The organism is Mycobacterium sp. Marseille-P9652 (genome assembly GCF_902652685.1).
Taxonomy (GTDB): domain Bacteria; phylum Actinomycetota; class Actinomycetes; order Mycobacteriales; family Mycobacteriaceae; genus Mycobacterium.
In genome coordinates this window covers 12763-27923 of the sequence record NZ_CACRUY010000063.1, presented here as the reverse complement: position 1 = coordinate 27923, position 15161 = coordinate 12763, and the positions used below count along the sequence as shown (strand labels likewise).

Genomic DNA, 15161 nt, shown 5'->3' with positions numbered 1-15161 from the left:
CGGGTAGGACGATACCGCCCCCCCCCCCCCCGCCCGCCCCCCCCCCCCCCCCCCCCCCCCCCCCCCCCCCCCCCCCCCCCCCCCCCCCCCCCCCCCCCCCCCCCCCCCCCCCCCCCCCCCCCCCCCCCCCCCCCCCCCCCGCCTTGGCCGCCGTTGCCGCCGTTTCCGCCCTGAGCGCCGGCGCCGCCGGCCGCGCCGGCTATCCCGGCGCCACCAGCGCCGCCGGCCCCGCCATTGCCGAAAAGGAAAGCGCTGCCGCCGGCACCGCCAGCCTGTCCGGGCGCCCCCGATCCGCCGTTGCCGCCGTTGCCCCACAAAAAGCCCCCCGGACCGCCGGGTTGACCGGTGCCCGGCGCCCCGTTCGTGCCGTCGCCGATCAGCGGGCGACCAAACAGGGCGTTGGTGGGCGTGTTGACGACGCCCATGACGTCGTCCTCCAGGGCCTGCAATGGTGACGCGTTCGCCGCCTCGGTCGCCGCATACGAATTGGCCGCGCCGGTCAAAGCCTGCACGAACTGGTCGTTTAACGATGCCGCTTGAGCGCTCAGCGCGTGAAACTGCTGCGCTTGGTCAGAAAACAGCGAAGCGATCGCCGCCGACACCTCATCCTCGGCGGCGGCCAGCATTGAAGTGGTCGGCGTCGCCCCCGCCGCACTCGCCGCCCTCAGCGACGAGCCAATGCTGGCTACATCCGCTGCAGCCGCAGCCAGCGCGTCTGGTGCTGCCATCAGGTAGGACATCGTGCCTTCTCCGCTCTGCAGAGGCGTATGTCCGGTCAACTAAACAATCGCTACGTCCTGTTGTCCGGATGTACTTGGGCCCGATAATCGAGAAACCGTAATGCCTTTCAGTCCGGCCCCATCGAAAGCGAGACTTTTCACACGAATCCCTACTAAGACCCAGACACCAGGAGGCAGCTGAGACCATGTCCTCCCACGGTGCACCATCAAGCAACTCGACCCCGTTCTTTGGCTATCTCGTCGGCAAGCGCAATCGTCTTGCCGCTGCCACCGAGCCGCTTGACCCAACGCGCGATGGTGGTCTCGGTGACCGCCGACACGGCACCGACCCGAACAACGAAATCTGTGTCGCGTGCGACTTAGGTGCAGTGGCGCGCGAGAGTGGCCGGCTGTACGCCTGTGAGGTTGTCGATATGGGTGTACAGCCCCTCGGTGACCGTCGGGAAGTGGCGGTCGATCTCATCGAGCTCAACGATCCGCAGCGCTGGGTCAGTGTCGTGGTCCTCGAGCAGTGTCTTGAAATACTCTGCGGCAGGGAGGTTTTCGAGGCTCAGCGAGCGTTGACGGCCGTCCTGACGCCACAGCACACGATAAGTGTTCCCGCTGCGGTTCTTTTGGTCGTAAATGCTTGCCACAACACCTGATGTCAAGTCATCCGTTACGTCGAACGCGGCGCAACTTCGGAAATGAGGCCTGAGCTTGCGGTTTTGTGGTGGAGCTAAGGGGACTCGAACCCCTGACCCCCACACTGCCAGTGTGGTGCGCTACCAGCTGCGCCATAGCCCCAAGTCGTGCTCATCGAAGCTACACCACCGGCAACTGGCGTTCAAAGCCGCTGGTCAGCGCGAGGTGATAGCGCATCCGATAGCGCGTTCGAGCAAGACCTATGCCTGTCCGGAAGGGCTCCTGTGACTCCTGTGGCGCAACACGACGCCCGCCCTACCCGATGACGGAATTCACCACCTCGCGTGCCATCGTCTGCACCTCGGCCAGGTGGTCCGGCCCCTTGAACGACTCCGCGTAGATCTTGTAGACATCCTCGGTGCCGGACGGCCGCGCGGCGAACCACGCATTCGCCGTCGTCACCTTCAGCCCGCCCAACGCCGCGCCGTTGCCCGGCGCGGCGGTCAGCTTCGCCACGATCGGCTCCCCCGCCAGCTCGGTCGCCGTCACCTGCTCCGGAGACAGCCGGGACAGCCGGGCCTTCTGCTCCCGGTCCGCCGGCGCGTCGACGCGCGCGTAGTACGGCGTGCCGTATTCGGCGGTCAGCTGCTGGTACCGCTGCGACGGGCTCAGGCCGGTGACGGCCAGCACCTCGGAGGCCAGCAGCGCCAGGATGATGCCGTCCTTGTCGGTCGTCCAGACGGACCCGTCGCGCCGCAGGAACGACGCCCCCGCCGACTCCTCGCCGCCGAAGCCGATCGTGCCGCCGATCAGGCCATCGACGAACCACTTGAACCCGACCGGCACCTCGACGAGCTTGCGCCCGATTCCGGCGACCACCCGATCGATGATCGAGGAGCTGACCGCCGTCTTGCCGACGGCGATGCCATCCGGCCACGCCGGCCGGTGGGTATAGAGATAGTCGATGGCCACCGCCAGGTAGTGGTTCGGGTTCATCAACCCCGCGTCGGGGGTGACGATGCCGTGCCGGTCGGAGTCGGCGTCGTTGCCGGTGGCGATCTGGTAGCGGTCGCGGTTGGCAATCAACGAGGCCATCGCGTCGGGCGAGCTGCAGTCCATCCGGATCTTGCCGTCGTGGTCGAGCGTCATGAACCGCCACGTCGCGTCGACCAACGGATTGACCACGGTGAGGTCCAGGCCGTGGCGCCCGGCGATCTCGGCCCAGTAATCGACGCTGGCCCCACCGAGCGGGTCGGCCCCGATGCGCACCCCGGCCGCGCGGATCGCCTCCACATCCACGACGTTGGGCAGGTCGTCGACGTAGCTGCCGAGGTAGTCGTGGCGCTCAACGCCGGCTAAAGCGCGCGCCAACGGGACCCGCTTGACGGCCGCCCGTGAACGCAGAATCTCGTTGGCGCGGTTGGCGATCGCGTTCGTGGCGTCGGTGTCGGCCGGACCGCCGTTGGGCGGGTTGTACTTGAAACCGCCATCCGGCGGCGGGTTGTGCGACGGCGTCACGACGATGCCGTCGGCCAGGCCGTCGGTGCGGCCGCGGTTGTAGGTCAGGATCGCGTGGCTGATTGCTGGCGTCGGCGTGTAGCGGTCGCGCGAGTCGACGACGGCCACGACATCGTTGGCGGCCAGCACTTCCAGCGCCGACACCCACGCCGGCTCGGAGAGGCCGTGCGTGTCGCGGCCGATGAACAGCGGGCCGTTGGTGCCGTGCGCGGTCCGGTACTCGACGATCGCCTGGGTGATCGCCAGGATGTGGGCCTCGTTGAAGGCCCCGTTGAGCGCGGAACCGCGATGGCCCGACGTGCCGAACACCACCTGCTGGGCGACGTCGTCGGGGTCGGGCTCGATCGAGTAGTAGGCGGCCACGAGATGGGGTAGGTCGACGAGGTCTTCGGCCTCGGCCGGCTGACCGGCGCGCGGGTTGGCCATGGCTACCAATTCTGCCCGTGCGCCGCTTCGGCCGCCTTCCGAAGGTGGCATCCCGCTACGCTGCGAAGCGCACGGACGCACACAGGAGGGACAGCGGCGTGGCACACGACTATCGCGAGCTGGGCGCGATTTTCGCCGGAGGAGCGATCGGCGCCGTCGCCCGCGCGGTCCTGTCAACGGTGACCGTCCCCGACCCCGCACGCTGGCCGTGGCCGACGTTCACGGTCAACATCGTCGGCGCCTTTCTGCTGGGCTACTTCACCACCCGGCTGCTGGAGCGGTTGCCGGTGTCGAGCTACCGGCGCCCGCTCCTCGGCACCGGGCTGTGCGGCGGCCTGACCACGTTCTCGACCATGCAAGTCGAGACGGTCAAGATGGTCCAACACGGCCACTGGGTTCTGGCCGCCGCGTACACCGTCGTCAGCATCGCGCTGGGCCTCGTGGCCGTGCACGTGGCCAGCGGCCTGGTGCGCCGCGCGCGGGTGCGCTCATGACGGCGGCGGCGACGGCGCTGGTGTGGGTCGGCGTCGCACTGCTCGGCGGGGTCGGGTCGGTGCTGCGGTTCGTGGTGGACCGGGCGGTGGCGCGCCGCGTGGCCCCCGGCTTCCCGTTCGGCACGCTGACCGTAAACCTCAGCGGCGCAGCGCTACTCGCCTTCCTCGGCGGCCTCGCGCTGAACAAGGAGGCGGCGCTGCTGGCGGGCACCGCGTTCGTCGGCGCCTACACCACCTTCTCCACCTGGATGCTGGAAACCCAGCGCCTCGGCGAGGAACGCCAGACGACGGCGGCGCTCACCAACATCGTGGTCAGCACCGCGCTCGGTTTGGCGGCGGTGCTGCTGGGCCAATGGGCGGCACAACAGATCTGATCAGCGCAGGCGCGGCACGTCGCCGGGGTCGCGGGGCAGCGCATACAGGGCCATCCGCCGGTTCGACATGTCGTGCTCACCGAGGAACACGCAGCCGGCGCGCTCGCAGAACCGCCGTGCGGTCTTGTTGCGGTAGTCGGGATCGAACATGATCCGGCGGCACCGCGGTTCCTGCCCGAGCACGCTGGCCACGAAATGGGGAAGGACATAACCGGCGATGCCCTGGTTCACCAGGCCCTCGTTGGCGATGGCGGCATGGATCCCCAGGTCGTAGGGGTCGGCCACGTACCGGGTGGCGATGGAATCCTTTGCGGCCCGGTACAATTCGATGTACGCGTGGTCTTCGCCGTCCAGGCTGGCCAGGAACGGCCGCGAGTAGCTGCCGACGAGCTGCGCACGCAGATACCGACGCCACCGCTCGACGGGCCACGCCGACTCCCACGCCTCGGCCAGGGCGGGCCGGCTCATCCACTCGGCCACCATCGCCGCGTCGGCGTCGGGGTCGGCGAGCCGGAAGGCGTACGGCTCGGGTACGTCCGCCGCGCCGGGCGGCGCGGGAACGTCGCGGACCTCGTCGCTGACATCGCTCAGCTTCCGCGGCAGGATCACGTCGGGTTCGCTCATCTCGAGCGGGCAGCCTACCGGTCGGCCGCCGGCCGGACCACGGCGATCAGCGGCCCCCGAGGAACTCGGCGAGCACCGCCGCGTGGCTGCCCTCCACGTCGCGGGTCGCCGTCACCAGGGTGACGACGCCGCGCTCGGCCAGCGTGCGCAACTCCGCCAGCGCCGGGCTGTCGCGCAGCTCGTCGGCGTAGCGCGCCGCGAATTCGTCGAACCGGTCGCGGTCGTGGTGGTACCACTCCCGCAGCTCCCTCGACGGGGCGACGTCCTTGCACCACGTGCCGACCCTCGGGTCGTCTTTGCGGAAGCCGCGAGGCCAGATCCGGTCCACCAGGACACGCCGGCCGTCGTCGGGCCCGACGTCCTCGTACACGCGCGCCACGCGGATGTCGGAGGACATCCGATCAGTAGTGGTAGGTGTCCGACGGAGCCGGCGAGTGCACCCGCTCGTCCTCGAACTCCGACACCTCGATGCCGTAGGCGCGCGCCAGCTCCAGGATCTTGGTGGCCCGGGCGATGCGCGGCAGGTCCGAACCGTTGCGGATCTCTCCCCCGTCGCGCTCGAACTCGGCGAAAAACTCTTTCGCCCAGGCGATCTCGTCGTGCGACGGCGACAGTCCCTCGTTCACCACCGCGCATTGGTCGGGCGTCAGGCAGATCTTGCCCGTCATGCCGAACTCGACCGAAACCGCGGTCGCCTCAATGAGTTTCAGCGCGTTGGAGCCGATCGTCGGCCCGTCGATCGCGCTGGGCAGCCCGGCCGCCTTGGCCGCGATGGTGAATCGTGAGCGCGTGTACGCCAGCGTGCTGGGGTCGTCCCCGAAGCCGGTGTCCCGGCGGAAGTCGCCGATGCCGAAGGCGAGCCGGAAGGTGCCCTTGGCGGCGGCGATCTCGGTGATGCGCTCCAGACCGCGCGCGGTCTCCACCAGCGCCACGATGGGCACGTCGGGAAGTCGCTTCGAGGTCTCCGTGATGTGGTCCACCGACTCGACCATCGCCAGCATCACCCCGCCGACGGGCGTACCGGTCAGCGCGGCCAGGTCGTCGGCCCACCACCGGGTGCCGAAACCGTTGACCCGCACCCAGTCGGTGTTTCCCGCGGCGAGCCAGCGCACCACGTTGTCGCGCGCCGCTTCCTTGTCTTTGGGGGCGACGGCGTCCTCGATGTCCAGGACGACGATGTCGGCGCGGGAGTGGGCCGCCGACTGGAACCGGTCGGCGTGGGCGCCGTTGACGAGCAGCCAACTGCGCGCCAGGACCGGGTCAAGCCGGTAGCCGATGTCCTCGGGATCCACCGATTGGCCGTCGACGTGGTCATACATTGCGTGATCTGTCGCCATCTTCATTCCATGAGTGCTGTCTGGAGTTCCCTAAACCGTAGCGGCACGGCGCAACGGACCTTCACGACGCCCGATCAACGCGAAAGTCGCAGCCGCCAGGCCAGGCCGCCGGCCACGAACACCACCAGCGCGACGAGCAGGAACTGCAGCGAGAACACGGCGAAGTCGTTGACGTCGTAGGCGCTCTCGCCGTTGACGCACTGAAAACTCACGGTCGTCCCCGACTGACCCGGCATGTAGCTGTAGTGCGACGTGTCGGAGGTCATGCCGTAGCCGTTGGGGCAGACGATCGGGCCCATCCACAGCGCGGTCGCGGGGATGAGCGCGGTCACGGCGGCCGCACCACCGGCGCACAGGCCGAACAAGCCGCCGCCCACCCCGAGGATCATTCCCACGCGACTCCCTTGGCCCAGGCGCCCGGGCATGTCGCCGAAACCCGGCCCGGTAAAACCCACCGGCCGGCTCGGCAAGAAGAAGATGGGATCGTCTGGGCCGCAACGGTTGTACACGACTTCACCGCCGATCGTGACCTTCGTGCCCGCGCGTAAACCGACTCGCTGCAGGACGTCCCGGTACTCGTCGGGCGAGAGACCCGCCGCGGCGACCGCGCGGGTGAGCGCCTCACGCAGCTGCGGAACGTCGGTGCCGCCCTCCTCGCGCACCTGCGCCAGCATTGCGTCCGCCAAGCGGCGGGCGTGCTCGTCGATCTCCTGCCGCGCGGCCGGCGACAGCGGCTCGACCCTTTGCGTCGGCCCCACCGCCGATTTCGCCTCGGCCAGCTGCCTTTCCAACTCCGCGATGCGCTGCTGCTGAGCAAGCTGTCGCTCCAGGTCGGCGATGCGGTCGGGGGCGTTTTCCTCATCCACCAGCAAATGATCGCACCTCGCGCCCGCGGATGTGCTCAGAAGCGGAGGGAAGCCCCACCGGAAACCAGCGCATTCACCGGCCGTTAGTTTCATCGCCGCGACGCGGGGTACAAGCGCCTAGCGGCGCAGGGTGTTTCAACCTCGCGTCGCTTGCAGCGGGGGCTAGAACACACTGGCGCCCGACTCGCCTCGGTCATTCTCGTTCGAATTCGACCGAGTACAAACAATTTAGGAGTCAACATGCGTAAGACCATCGCAGCCGTTTCCGCCACCGGCGCACTTCTGTTCTGCGGAGCGGGCGTCGCCAACGCCGCGGTCGAGGGCGCCCCGGCCCCGGCGTCGACCACGACGACGCAGGCCGACACCAGCAACAACACCGGCGACCAGCAGCACAGCGACAAGACGGGGCTGTGGGGGCTGCTCGGGCTGCTCGGGCTGGGTGGACTCGCGGGCCTGAGGGGCCGCCGCGACAATCACGCCGTTGGCACCGGCGTCGGACCGGCCACCACCCCGGGCCGCGGCGTCTAGCCACTCCGGCAGGCTCTGGCGGGCCCCCGGCCAGGACTCTCGGGCGTCCTGGCGGGGGTCCGCGCCCGGAAATCGACCAAGCTCGCCGCCGGCGGGCCCGCTCCCGGTGGCGTTTAGTCCCATTCGCGTCGGGTATGCATCGGCAAGCGGCGCACAGCCCACTGCCCGCTCCGCTAAAACTCAGCTAACTGGAGGTATTCGACGATGCCCGACATGATCGTCCAATCCCCCGACGAGGTTGTCGCCTTCCTCAAGGCGCAGCACAACCTGATCGAGGACATGTTCGACGAGGTACTGCACGCCTCGGACCCGCAGGCCCGCGAGAAGCCGTTCGTAGAGCTGCGCCAACTGCTGGCGGTGCACGAGACGGCCGAGGAGATGGTGGTGCACCCCCGCGTGCGCCGCGAGACGGACTCCGGCGACCAGATCGCCGACGCCCGCCTGCAGGAGGAGCACGAGGCCAAGGAGTTGCTGTCGAGCATCGAAAAGCTCGACGTCACCTCTCAGGAGTTCATCGACGAGATCACCAAGCTGCGCGACGCCGTGCTCGAACACGCCCGGCACGAGGAGGACGAGGAGTTCCCCGTCCTCGAACGCGAGCTCGACGAGGACAACCTCAAGCGGATGGGCGCCGCCGTGCGGGCTGCCGAGGCCATCGCGCCGACGCGTCCGCATCCGGGCGTCGAATCCGCAAAGCTGAACTTCGCCGTCGGCCCGTTCGCCTCGATGCTCGACCGCGCACGCGACCTCATCCAGCAAGCCATCGGCTAGCCGGGGACGCGGCGCCGCGGATCCACCGGAATCCCTAGTCTGGGTCAAGTGAGCGCCGCACCCTCTATGACCGTCGCCCTGCAGGACCGCTTCCTTCGCGATCTGCCGGAGATGGCCGTCCGATGGCAGGCCGAGCCGTTCCCGGAGCCACGGCCAGTCGCCCTCAACGGCAAGCTGGCCGCGGAGCTCGGGCTCGATCCGGCCTGGCTGCGCAGTCCCGACGGGCTGCGCTTCCTGGTGGGCAACGCGGTTCCGGCGGGCGCCGCTCCGGTGGCCCAGGCGTACGCGGGCCACCAGTTCGGCAATTTCGTCCCCCGGCTGGGCGACGGGCGCGCGCTGCTGCTCGGAGAGATCGTCGACACCGAGGGGCGCGTGCGCGACCTGCACCTCAAGGGGTCCGGCCCCACACCGTTCGCCAGGGGCGGCGACGGCCTGGCGGCCGTGGGTCCGATGCTGCGCGAATACGTGGTCAGCGAGGCGATGCACGCGCTGGGGGTCCCGACGACGCGCTCGCTCGCCGTGGTGGCCACCGGACGCCCCGTTCAGCGGGAGACCGCGCTGCCGGGCGCCGTACTGACACGGGTCGCCAGCAGCCACCTGCGCGTCGGCAGCTTCCAATACGCCGCGTCGATCGGCGACGTCGCACTGCTGCGGCGCCTCGCCGACCATGCGATCGCGCGCCACCACACCGCCGCGGCCTCGGCCGACCACCCCTACCTGGCGTTATACGAGGCCGTCGTCGCCGCCCAGGCGTCGCTGGTCGCGCGCTGGATGCTCCTCGGCTTCGTCCACGGGGTGATGAACACCGACAACATGACGATCTCGGGCGAGACCATCGACTACGGCCCCTGCGCCTTCATGGAGGCCTACGACCCGGAGACCGTCTTCAGCTCGATCGACTACTGGGGCCGCTACGCCTTCGGCAACCAGCCCCTGATGGCCGGCTGGAACCTCGCCCGGTTCGCCGAGGCGCTGCTCCCCCTGCTGTCCGAGGACGTGGACGAGGCGATCGCCCTCGCGGAGCGGGCGTTCGGGGTGTTCCAGGCTCGGTACGACGCCGTGTGGTCGTCCGGCATGCGCGCCAAGCTGGGCCTGGGTCCCGACGTCGCCGACGACGCCCTGGTCGCGTTGACGGACGAACTGCTCGGCCTGCTCGCCGAAAGCCACGTCGACTACACGTCGTTCTTCCGCCACCTCGGCCGCGCGGCGCGGGACGACAGCGAACCGGCGCGCGGGCTGTTCGTCCACGTCGCCGGCTTCGACCGGTGGCTGTCGCGCTGGCGGGCCCTCGACCCCGACCCCGACGTCATGGACCGGGCCAACCCCGCCTACATCCCGCGCAACCATCTGGTCGAGGAGGCCCTGACCGCGGCGACGGCGGGCGACCTGGCACCGGTCGACCGACTCCTCGAGGCGGTGACCGCTCCCTTCGACGAACGGCCCGGCCTGGAGCGCTACGCCCGCCCGGCGCCCGAGGACTTCGGCGCCTACCGGACGTTCTGCGGCACCTGAGCGCCGCGAGAATTCAGGACAGTTTGGCGAACTCGGCGTGCAGGTCGTCGAGGCGCCGCAGCGTCTGGTCACGCGGCTCGGTCGGCAACTCCACGAGGAGCTGCTCCAGCCCTAGCCGGAGGTAGCCCTCCAGCTTCTCCGCGGTCGGTCTGCCCGCGTGGATGTTGATCACCGGCACGTCGTGGTCGGCCAGCGCGCGCAGCTCCCCGAGCTGGCCCGCGAGAACGTCGGCCGACGGGCTCATCGAGATCCACCCGGCGCCCAGGCGTGCGATGCGCGCGAAACTCGCCGGCCCGCCGCCGAGGAACAGCGGCGGGTAGGGCTTGCTCACCGGCTTGGGCCAGCAGAAGACCGGGTCGAAATCGACGAATTCGCCGTGAAATTCGGCCTTTTCATGCGTCCAGAGCTCGATCATCGCCCGCAGGCGCTCCTCGGTCACCCGGCCGCGCACCGCGGGATCGACGCCGTGGTTGGCGATCTCCTCGCGCAACCACCCGACACCGGCCCCGAAGCGAAAGCGCCCGTCCGACAACAAGTCCAGGGAAGCGACCTCCTTGGCCGTCACGATCGGGTCGCGCTGCGGCACCAGCGCGATGCCAGTGCCCAGGATCAGCGTGTCGGTGGCCACGGCGGCGGCGGTCAACGCCACGAAGGGGTCGAGCGTGCGGTAGTACTTCGGCGGGATCGGCCCGCCCCCCGGATAGGGCGTCTTGGCATCGACCGGGATGTGCGTGTGTTCGGCCAAAAACAGCGACCCGAACCCGCGCTCCTGCAGACCCACAGCGAGGTCGACGGGCCCGATTCCCTCGTCGGTCACGAACGTCAGCACTCCGAAGTCCACGGCCACCAGTCAACCGCATCGCGACCGGGGTGTCAGCGGCCGGCCACACCCTCGGGTTGCGGCGGCCGGCGCATCCGCCCCACAGCCCGACGCCGATGCCGATGACGGCCCCGCCCAGGCCGACGACGCGCTGTGCGGGCTTCAATTGCCGGTGCACGCTCATCCCGCCCAGCAGGTCGGCCGCGTCCGCGCCGCCGGACGCCAGGAACCACGCGCGCGTGTCCTTGCCGCGCACGGCCGCCGCCGCGAGCAGGCCCCCGATCAACGCGTCGCGGTAGCCCATCGACCGCAACAACAGTCGCGCCGTCGCACCGGGCTCCTCGGGGTCGCCCCACAGCCGGTTGGCGCGCAGCGGGTCGAGGAGAAACGAGATGCCCGAGGCCAGCCGGATGCTGCCCGCCACCAACGCCGCTCGGTCCGTGGTCATCCCCGCAGCGTAAGCCCACGCCCAAGCCGTCGGGAACCGACCGGTCGTCATTATTCGCACCCCTGTGCCGAAACCCGTTACACCGGCAAACAAGTCCGCCCCGGATGCGGGACGACCGAGGTGGTTTCTACTACGGTCCGCAAACACCGGCCGACAATGTCGGTGGTTAACGGGGCCGCGACGCGGGCCGAGGTAGGGATGTGCCGCGCCACGACGCGCCGCAGTCTCGCGAAATTGACAGTTTGGAAAGCGTTCAACGATTACCTTGGTTACCTATGACGGAACAGGGGGATCCGGCAGCGCGTCCGTATTCATACAACAGCCAATCGACGAGCCCGCGACGAAACAAACTCGCGCCCGACCCGGAGGTGCGTCGCGCCATCGTGGACGCGGCGGCGAAATCCGTTCGGGAGCAAGGGGTTCGCGGGCTCAGTGTGGCCGCGGTCCTGGCGCGGGCGCAACTGAGTACCCGCGCCTTCTACCGGCACTTCGAATCGAAGGACCAACTGGTCGCCGCCGTCTTCATGGACATGACCCGCGCCGAGGTGCGGCGGCTGAAGGAGAAGATGGCACCGGCGGCCGACCCGATCGAGGCGGTGGCCGCCTGGATCGACGGGCGGCTCGACCTCGCCTTCGACGAAAACGTCAATTCCGAACTCCGGCAAGTGTCTTTGGAAGCCCAGTCGCGGCTCGTCTCGTCGCCCGAACTGGTGTCACCCTCCTACACCGCAATCCTGGAACCGCTCATCGAACAGCTGCAGCGCGGCCTCGATCAGGGCATGCTGCACGACGTCGTCCCGGCCGTCGCCGCGAAGTCGATACACGGCGTGGTCTGGGCGGCGACGGAGCGCCAGTGGGCGTTCGGGCACGCGGAACCGGATGAGGTGCGGGAACGCACGCTGCGGTTCTGCCTGCGCGGGCTGGGCGTGGAACCCCGCGCGATCGACGGCCTGAGCCGGCGCAAGGCGTGCGCCGGTCCGAGGGCGCGCGAGTGACCGACACATCGTGACGAACGTGTGAAAACGGATGTTTTCGGATGTTTAGCGTGTGAAATTGAAGGATTGCATTATTGCTTCGGGGGGTAATACGCACGCATGACGCATTCGTACGACCCGTCCTCGCCACGGCAGGCGTACATGGGCGGCCGGGTACCACGCCGACGGGACAAGCTCGCGCCCGATCCGGAGGTCCGTTGCGCCATCCTGGCCGCGGCGTCGAAGTCGGTCAAGGAGCACGGCATTCGGGGACTGAGCGTCGCCGCGGTCCTGGAGCAGGCCAGGCTCAGCACACGGGCCTTCTACCGGCACTTCGATTCGAAGGACCAGCTGGTCGCCGCGGTCTTCACCGAGATGGCGCGGGTCGAGGCGCTGCGGCTCAAGCGGAAGATGGCGGCCGCAACCGACCCGGTCGAAGCCGTGGCGGCCTGGATCGACGGCCGGTTCGACCTCGCGTTCGACGACAACACGGAGTCCGATTTGCGGCGGTTGCTGCTCGAGGCGCAGTCGAAAGTGTTCACCTCGCCGGAGCGGATGCCCTCCTCGTACCCGGTGATCTTCGAACCCCTGGTCGAGCAGCTTCAGCGCGGGCTGGAACTCGGCATGTTCCACGACGTCATGCCGGGGACCGCGGCCAAGTCGCTGCACGGGGTGGTGTGGGCGGCGGCCCAGCGCCAGCGGGCGACCAACCATGAAGAACGCGCCGAGACCCGCCGCCGTGCGCTGCGTTTCTGCCTGCGCGGGCTGGGCGTTTCACCCGAGACGATCGAAACGCTCACCCGCACAACGGCAGTCGCGGGCTGACGGCGCTCAGTTGACCGGGCAGGCGCTGGCTATCTGCATCGAGGCAGGCCACAGCGCGGCCGTCACCCCGAACGCCACCACGTCCGAGCCGACCGGCAACAGGTTTTCGAGGCGGGCATGGATCCGCTGCGTCTCCTCCGCGTGCACGGAGGCCCACACGAATCCGATCGACAGGTAGGGGATCGTCAGCCACACGGCCGCCTCGATCAGCCCCCCGATGCTGACCTCGTAACGCAACACCCGATTCAGACCGTCGAACACGCGCGAGACTCGGCCCGCGCGATGGTCCCGGCCGCGGGCATCGCGATCTTCCGCGTCGGACATCCGGACTCCCTACGGGGCAGGGCTTTCTCAGCGTTGTGAGGTTCTCATACCGGCGCCCTGAAAGCGCGGTTTTCACACCGGGCCGGTGCTCCCCGAGCGGATGAATCCCCCGCCGGGTGGCTACCATGACCCTCATGTCCGAGCCGGGCCGGGCCGGCGACGAAACCGTCGCGGTCAACGCCGCCGACACCGTCGCCGTACCCGATACCTCATCCAAGGAAGCCGACGACCTCGCCTGGTCGCGGGACGACGAGGAGGTTACGGCCCAGCCGGCGCCCGATCGCCAATCGTGGTCGGCCACCTGGCGCAAGGCCGGCGCGCTTCTCCTGGGCGGGCTCGCGCTGGCGGTCGCCATCGTCGTGGGCTTCTGGGTGCTGAGCCCGTCCGGCAAGAGCTCGTCGCCCTCGCCGGCCGCACCACCGAGCACGTCGTCCGCCGCGCCGCCGTCGGCGTCGGCCGCCGCCCCACCGTCGATCGCCTCGACGCCCGAGCAGGACAACAAGTACGTGCAGGACCTCAACAACCGGGGTATCTCCTTCGCCAACCCGGAGGCGGCCGTCTACAACGGCAAGATCGTCTGCACCGACATCCGGCAGGGCATGACGGTGCCACAGATCGTCGACGCATTTCGTGCGAGCAACCCGGCGCTCGGAGCCGACGCGGAAGCCTACGTGGCGATCTCCGTTCGCGCGTACTGTCCGCAGAACGCGAACCTGGTCAGCGGCGTGTCCTGACGTTCCGGGAAGCATCGCCGAAGAAATGCGTTTTGAACTGCGGGAATCAAACCTCGTCGGTCATGATTGGACCTGGCGCGACCTGGGAGCCGAACCGGGCCACCCGACCGGCCCCCGTGGCGGCCGCACCGCACGTCAAAAGGAGACAGCGGATGACTGTCGAAGACAACAGCCCCTCGATCGAACACAACGGCCCCGCAGTCGACGAAGACAACAGCCCCTCGATCGAATCGGTGCCCCGCCCACAACCGCGCCCGAGACGCCGGACCCAGTCGACCGTCGTCGGCAACGTCATCGCGGCGGGGTTCCTCGCACTGGCGGTCCTGTTCGCCCTCGGTGTGGTGGCCACCTACTTCCTCCGGGACAGGACGGCGACGTCTCCGGGCCCGCAGACGGTGACCATCACGCCGTCGGCCATCAGCACGCCGGCGGCCGACAGTGCGGACGCCCGGTTCTTCTCGTCGCTGGCCGCCTACGGCATCACCGACAACGGCAGCGAAGCGCAGCGTCAGCGGTACATGGAATTCGCACACCACGCGTGCTTCGCCCTGATGCCGCCGCGGCCGCAGACGCTCGATTCCACGGTGACCGACATCCTGGCGGCGGAGAACCGTGACGTCACGTCGGGAACCCCGTCGTCGCCGCAGTTCACCCGCGAAGACGCACAACACCTGACGCAGGCGGCGATCGGCGCCTACTGCCCGAACCTTCCGAAGCCCTGACCCGCCGGGCTAGGCGGCCCCCGGCGTAGGCCAGGGAAACATGGGAACGATCGCCGGCTCCTGCGCCGGCGCCGGGTTGAGAGGTTCGCCGGCATATTGCGGACAGTAGGAGCTGACCGCGATCGTCGTGAACCTGGTCGCGCTGTCCATCGAGAATCCCGGGTTGGAAGTCGACATGCTCTTGATGACGTCGCTCTTGGGATTGCCCTGATTCATCAGTTCGCACGCCTTTTTCCCGATCGCGACGGCGGTGGAGCCGTTCCGATACGGGATGCCGGCCTGGTCCAGCGCGGCCAGGAAGTTCGCGTCCGGACCCGGGGCGGCGCCGACGGGATCGGCCTGGGCCGGCGCGGCTGCGCCGATCGCGATGACGAAGCTAGCGACGGCGACAAGCGTTCGCATGGCTCCATCCTGCTACAGACGGGCGCGGCTGTCTCCCCGGCGAAATCGATCCGCACCCAAGGCGAATCCCATTCTCGCGCTTGGCCGTTTGCCGCTTC

The 15161-nt window shown here is 69.1% G+C and carries 19 protein-coding genes, 1 tRNA gene and 1 pseudogene; 10 read left to right on the top strand and 11 right to left on the bottom strand.

Annotated elements, in window-relative coordinates:
• On the bottom strand, positions 1-740 hold a 740-nt coding region (locus GPY60_RS27795; protein ID WP_156690031.1), incomplete at its 3' end, for a PE family protein.
• A gap of 185 nt (positions 741-925) precedes the next feature.
• Here GPY60_RS27795 and GPY60_RS23175 point away from each other — a divergent pair.
• Positions 926-1384 carry a hypothetical protein gene (locus GPY60_RS23175; RefSeq protein WP_156690030.1) on the top strand — a complete coding sequence of 153 codons (459 nt, stop codon included), beginning with the start codon at positions 926-928 and terminating at the stop codon, positions 1382-1384.
• 66 nt (positions 1385-1450) lie between these two features.
• Here the strand turns inward: GPY60_RS23175 and GPY60_RS23170 are convergent.
• Both GPY60_RS23170 and pgm read right to left on the bottom strand, forming a co-directional pair.
• A tRNA-Ala gene (locus GPY60_RS23170) sits at positions 1451-1526 on the bottom strand.
• 153 nt (positions 1527-1679) lie between these two features.
• Positions 1680-3308: a phosphoglucomutase (alpha-D-glucose-1,6-bisphosphate-dependent) gene (pgm, locus tag GPY60_RS23165; protein WP_156690029.1), complete on the bottom strand. Its 1629-nt coding sequence runs from the start codon at positions 3306-3308 to the stop codon at positions 1680-1682.
• Positions 3309-3406: 98 nt separating this feature from the next.
• Here pgm and crcB (GPY60_RS23160) point away from each other — a divergent pair, with 98 nt between their 5' ends.
• Together crcB (GPY60_RS23160) and crcB (GPY60_RS23155) are read left to right on the top strand one after the other, a co-directional pair.
• Positions 3407-3802, top strand: a complete 396-nt coding sequence (crcB, locus tag GPY60_RS23160) for a fluoride efflux transporter CrcB (RefSeq protein WP_156690028.1) — start codon at positions 3407-3409, stop codon at positions 3800-3802.
• Positions 3799-4176, top strand: coding sequence for a fluoride efflux transporter CrcB (gene crcB, locus GPY60_RS23155; RefSeq protein WP_156690027.1), 378 nt, complete (start codon positions 3799-3801; stop codon positions 4174-4176). Before crcB (GPY60_RS23160) ends, crcB (GPY60_RS23155) begins: the two co-directional genes overlap by 4 nt.
• Here the strand turns inward: crcB (GPY60_RS23155) and GPY60_RS23150 are convergent, their stop codons facing one another.
• The 4 genes from GPY60_RS23150 to GPY60_RS23135 form a co-directional block, all read right to left on the bottom strand.
• Positions 4177-4800: a GNAT family N-acetyltransferase gene (locus tag GPY60_RS23150; protein ID WP_156690026.1), complete on the bottom strand. Its 624-nt coding sequence runs from the start codon at positions 4798-4800 to the stop codon at positions 4177-4179.
• A gap of 46 nt (positions 4801-4846) precedes the next feature.
• Positions 4847-5197 carry a DUF488 domain-containing protein gene (locus tag GPY60_RS23145; RefSeq protein WP_156690025.1) on the bottom strand — a complete coding sequence of 117 codons (351 nt, stop codon included), beginning with the start codon at positions 5195-5197 and terminating at the stop codon, positions 4847-4849.
• Between the two features lie 4 nt (positions 5198-5201).
• Complete coding sequence (locus tag GPY60_RS23140; protein WP_156690038.1) at positions 5202-6119, bottom strand: HpcH/HpaI aldolase/citrate lyase family protein; 918 nt, start codon at positions 6117-6119, stop codon at positions 5202-5204.
• A 92-nt stretch (positions 6120-6211) separates the two neighbouring features.
• Complete coding sequence (locus GPY60_RS23135) at positions 6212-7003, bottom strand: hypothetical protein (RefSeq protein ID WP_156690024.1); 792 nt, start codon at positions 7001-7003, stop codon at positions 6212-6214.
• 240 nt (positions 7004-7243) lie between these two features.
• Between GPY60_RS23135 and GPY60_RS23130 the strand changes: the two genes are divergently transcribed.
• The 3 genes from GPY60_RS23130 to GPY60_RS23120 all read left to right on the top strand — a co-directional run bounded on the left by GPY60_RS23130 (position 7244) and on the right by GPY60_RS23120 (position 9814).
• Positions 7244-7531: a WGxxGxxG family protein gene (locus GPY60_RS23130; RefSeq protein ID WP_156690023.1), complete on the top strand. Its 288-nt coding sequence runs from the start codon at positions 7244-7246 to the stop codon at positions 7529-7531.
• 204 nt (positions 7532-7735) lie between these two features.
• The gene (locus GPY60_RS23125) at positions 7736-8302 is read left to right on the top strand and encodes a hemerythrin domain-containing protein (protein WP_156690022.1); all 567 of its coding nucleotides are present in this window, start codon (positions 7736-7738) and stop codon (positions 8300-8302) included.
• A 48-nt stretch (positions 8303-8350) separates the two neighbouring features.
• Positions 8351-9814 (top strand): protein adenylyltransferase SelO, encoded by a 1464-nt coding sequence (locus GPY60_RS23120; protein WP_156690021.1) that lies wholly within the window; start codon positions 8351-8353, stop codon positions 9812-9814.
• A 13-nt stretch (positions 9815-9827) separates the two neighbouring features.
• Here GPY60_RS23120 and GPY60_RS23115 read toward each other — a convergent pair whose 3' ends face one another.
• Complete coding sequence (locus tag GPY60_RS23115) at positions 9828-10655, bottom strand: LLM class F420-dependent oxidoreductase (protein ID WP_156690020.1); 828 nt, start codon at positions 10653-10655, stop codon at positions 9828-9830.
• Between the two features lie 49 nt (positions 10656-10704).
• Positions 10705-11082 (bottom strand): annotated as a pseudogene (locus tag GPY60_RS27265) (DUF4267 domain-containing protein); the annotation flags it as partial.
• A gap of 275 nt (positions 11083-11357) precedes the next feature.
• Here GPY60_RS27265 and GPY60_RS23110 point away from each other — a divergent pair.
• Together GPY60_RS23110 and GPY60_RS23105 are read left to right on the top strand one after the other, a co-directional pair.
• On the top strand, positions 11358-12077 hold the full coding sequence (locus GPY60_RS23110) for a TetR/AcrR family transcriptional regulator (protein WP_156690019.1): 720 nt from the start codon (positions 11358-11360) through the stop codon (positions 12075-12077).
• A 99-nt stretch (positions 12078-12176) separates the two neighbouring features.
• A complete protein-coding gene (locus GPY60_RS23105; protein ID WP_231639794.1) occupies positions 12177-12881 on the top strand; it encodes a TetR/AcrR family transcriptional regulator in 705 nt (234 codons plus the stop codon).
• Between the two features lie 6 nt (positions 12882-12887).
• Here GPY60_RS23105 and GPY60_RS23100 read toward each other — a convergent pair whose 3' ends face one another.
• Positions 12888-13205: a hypothetical protein gene (locus GPY60_RS23100; RefSeq protein WP_370462807.1), complete on the bottom strand. Its 318-nt coding sequence runs from the start codon at positions 13203-13205 to the stop codon at positions 12888-12890.
• A gap of 134 nt (positions 13206-13339) precedes the next feature.
• Here GPY60_RS23100 and GPY60_RS23095 point away from each other — a divergent pair, with 134 nt between their 5' ends.
• Both GPY60_RS23095 and GPY60_RS23090 read left to right on the top strand, forming a co-directional pair.
• Entirely contained in the window at positions 13340-13939 is a 600-nt protein-coding gene (locus GPY60_RS23095) for a DUF732 domain-containing protein (RefSeq protein ID WP_231639793.1), read from the top strand.
• Between the two features lie 152 nt (positions 13940-14091).
• Positions 14092-14661, top strand: coding sequence for a DUF732 domain-containing protein (locus GPY60_RS23090; protein ID WP_197283797.1), 570 nt, complete (start codon positions 14092-14094; stop codon positions 14659-14661).
• A 9-nt stretch (positions 14662-14670) separates the two neighbouring features.
• On the opposite strand, the gene GPY60_RS23085 is transcribed toward GPY60_RS23090, so the two are convergent.
• Positions 14671-15063 carry a DUF732 domain-containing protein gene (locus tag GPY60_RS23085; protein ID WP_156690016.1) on the bottom strand — a complete coding sequence of 131 codons (393 nt, stop codon included), beginning with the start codon at positions 15061-15063 and terminating at the stop codon, positions 14671-14673.
• Between the last annotated feature and the right edge of the window lie 98 nt (positions 15064-15161).

Excerpts from the sequence above, each read along its gene's own strand:
- GPY60_RS23085 (WP_156690016.1), bottom strand. The coding sequence starts at position 15,063 with ATGCGAACGCTTGTCGCCGTCGCTAGCTTCGTCATCGCGATCGGCGCA.
- GPY60_RS23130 (WP_156690023.1), top strand. The coding sequence starts at position 7,244 with ATGCGTAAGACCATCGCAGCCGTTTCCGCCACCGGCGCACTTCTGTTC.
- GPY60_RS23145 (WP_156690025.1), bottom strand. The coding sequence starts at position 5,197 with ATGTCCTCCGACATCCGCGTGGCGCGCGTGTACGAGGACGTCGGGCCC.
- GPY60_RS23105 (WP_231639794.1), top strand. The coding sequence starts at position 12,177 with ATGACGCATTCGTACGACCCGTCCTCGCCACGGCAGGCGTACATGGGC.
- GPY60_RS23090 (WP_197283797.1), top strand. The coding sequence starts at position 14,092 with ATGACTGTCGAAGACAACAGCCCCTCGATCGAACACAACGGCCCCGCA.
- GPY60_RS23175 (WP_156690030.1), top strand. The coding sequence starts at position 926 with ATGTCCTCCCACGGTGCACCATCAAGCAACTCGACCCCGTTCTTTGGC.
- GPY60_RS23110 (WP_156690019.1), top strand. The coding sequence starts at position 11,358 with ATGACGGAACAGGGGGATCCGGCAGCGCGTCCGTATTCATACAACAGC.
- GPY60_RS23125 (WP_156690022.1), top strand. The coding sequence starts at position 7,736 with ATGCCCGACATGATCGTCCAATCCCCCGACGAGGTTGTCGCCTTCCTC.
- GPY60_RS23150 (WP_156690026.1), bottom strand. The coding sequence starts at position 4,800 with ATGAGCGAACCCGACGTGATCCTGCCGCGGAAGCTGAGCGATGTCAGC.
- GPY60_RS23100 (WP_370462807.1), bottom strand. The coding sequence starts at position 13,205 with ATGTCCGACGCGGAAGATCGCGATGCCCGCGGCCGGGACCATCGCGCG.
- pgm (WP_156690029.1), bottom strand. The coding sequence starts at position 3,308 with ATGGCCAACCCGCGCGCCGGTCAGCCGGCCGAGGCCGAAGACCTCGTC.
- crcB (WP_156690027.1), top strand. The coding sequence starts at position 3,799 with ATGACGGCGGCGGCGACGGCGCTGGTGTGGGTCGGCGTCGCACTGCTC.
- GPY60_RS23140 (WP_156690038.1), bottom strand. The coding sequence starts at position 6,119 with ATGTATGACCACGTCGACGGCCAATCGGTGGATCCCGAGGACATCGGC.
- GPY60_RS23095 (WP_231639793.1), top strand. The coding sequence starts at position 13,340 with ATGTCCGAGCCGGGCCGGGCCGGCGACGAAACCGTCGCGGTCAACGCC.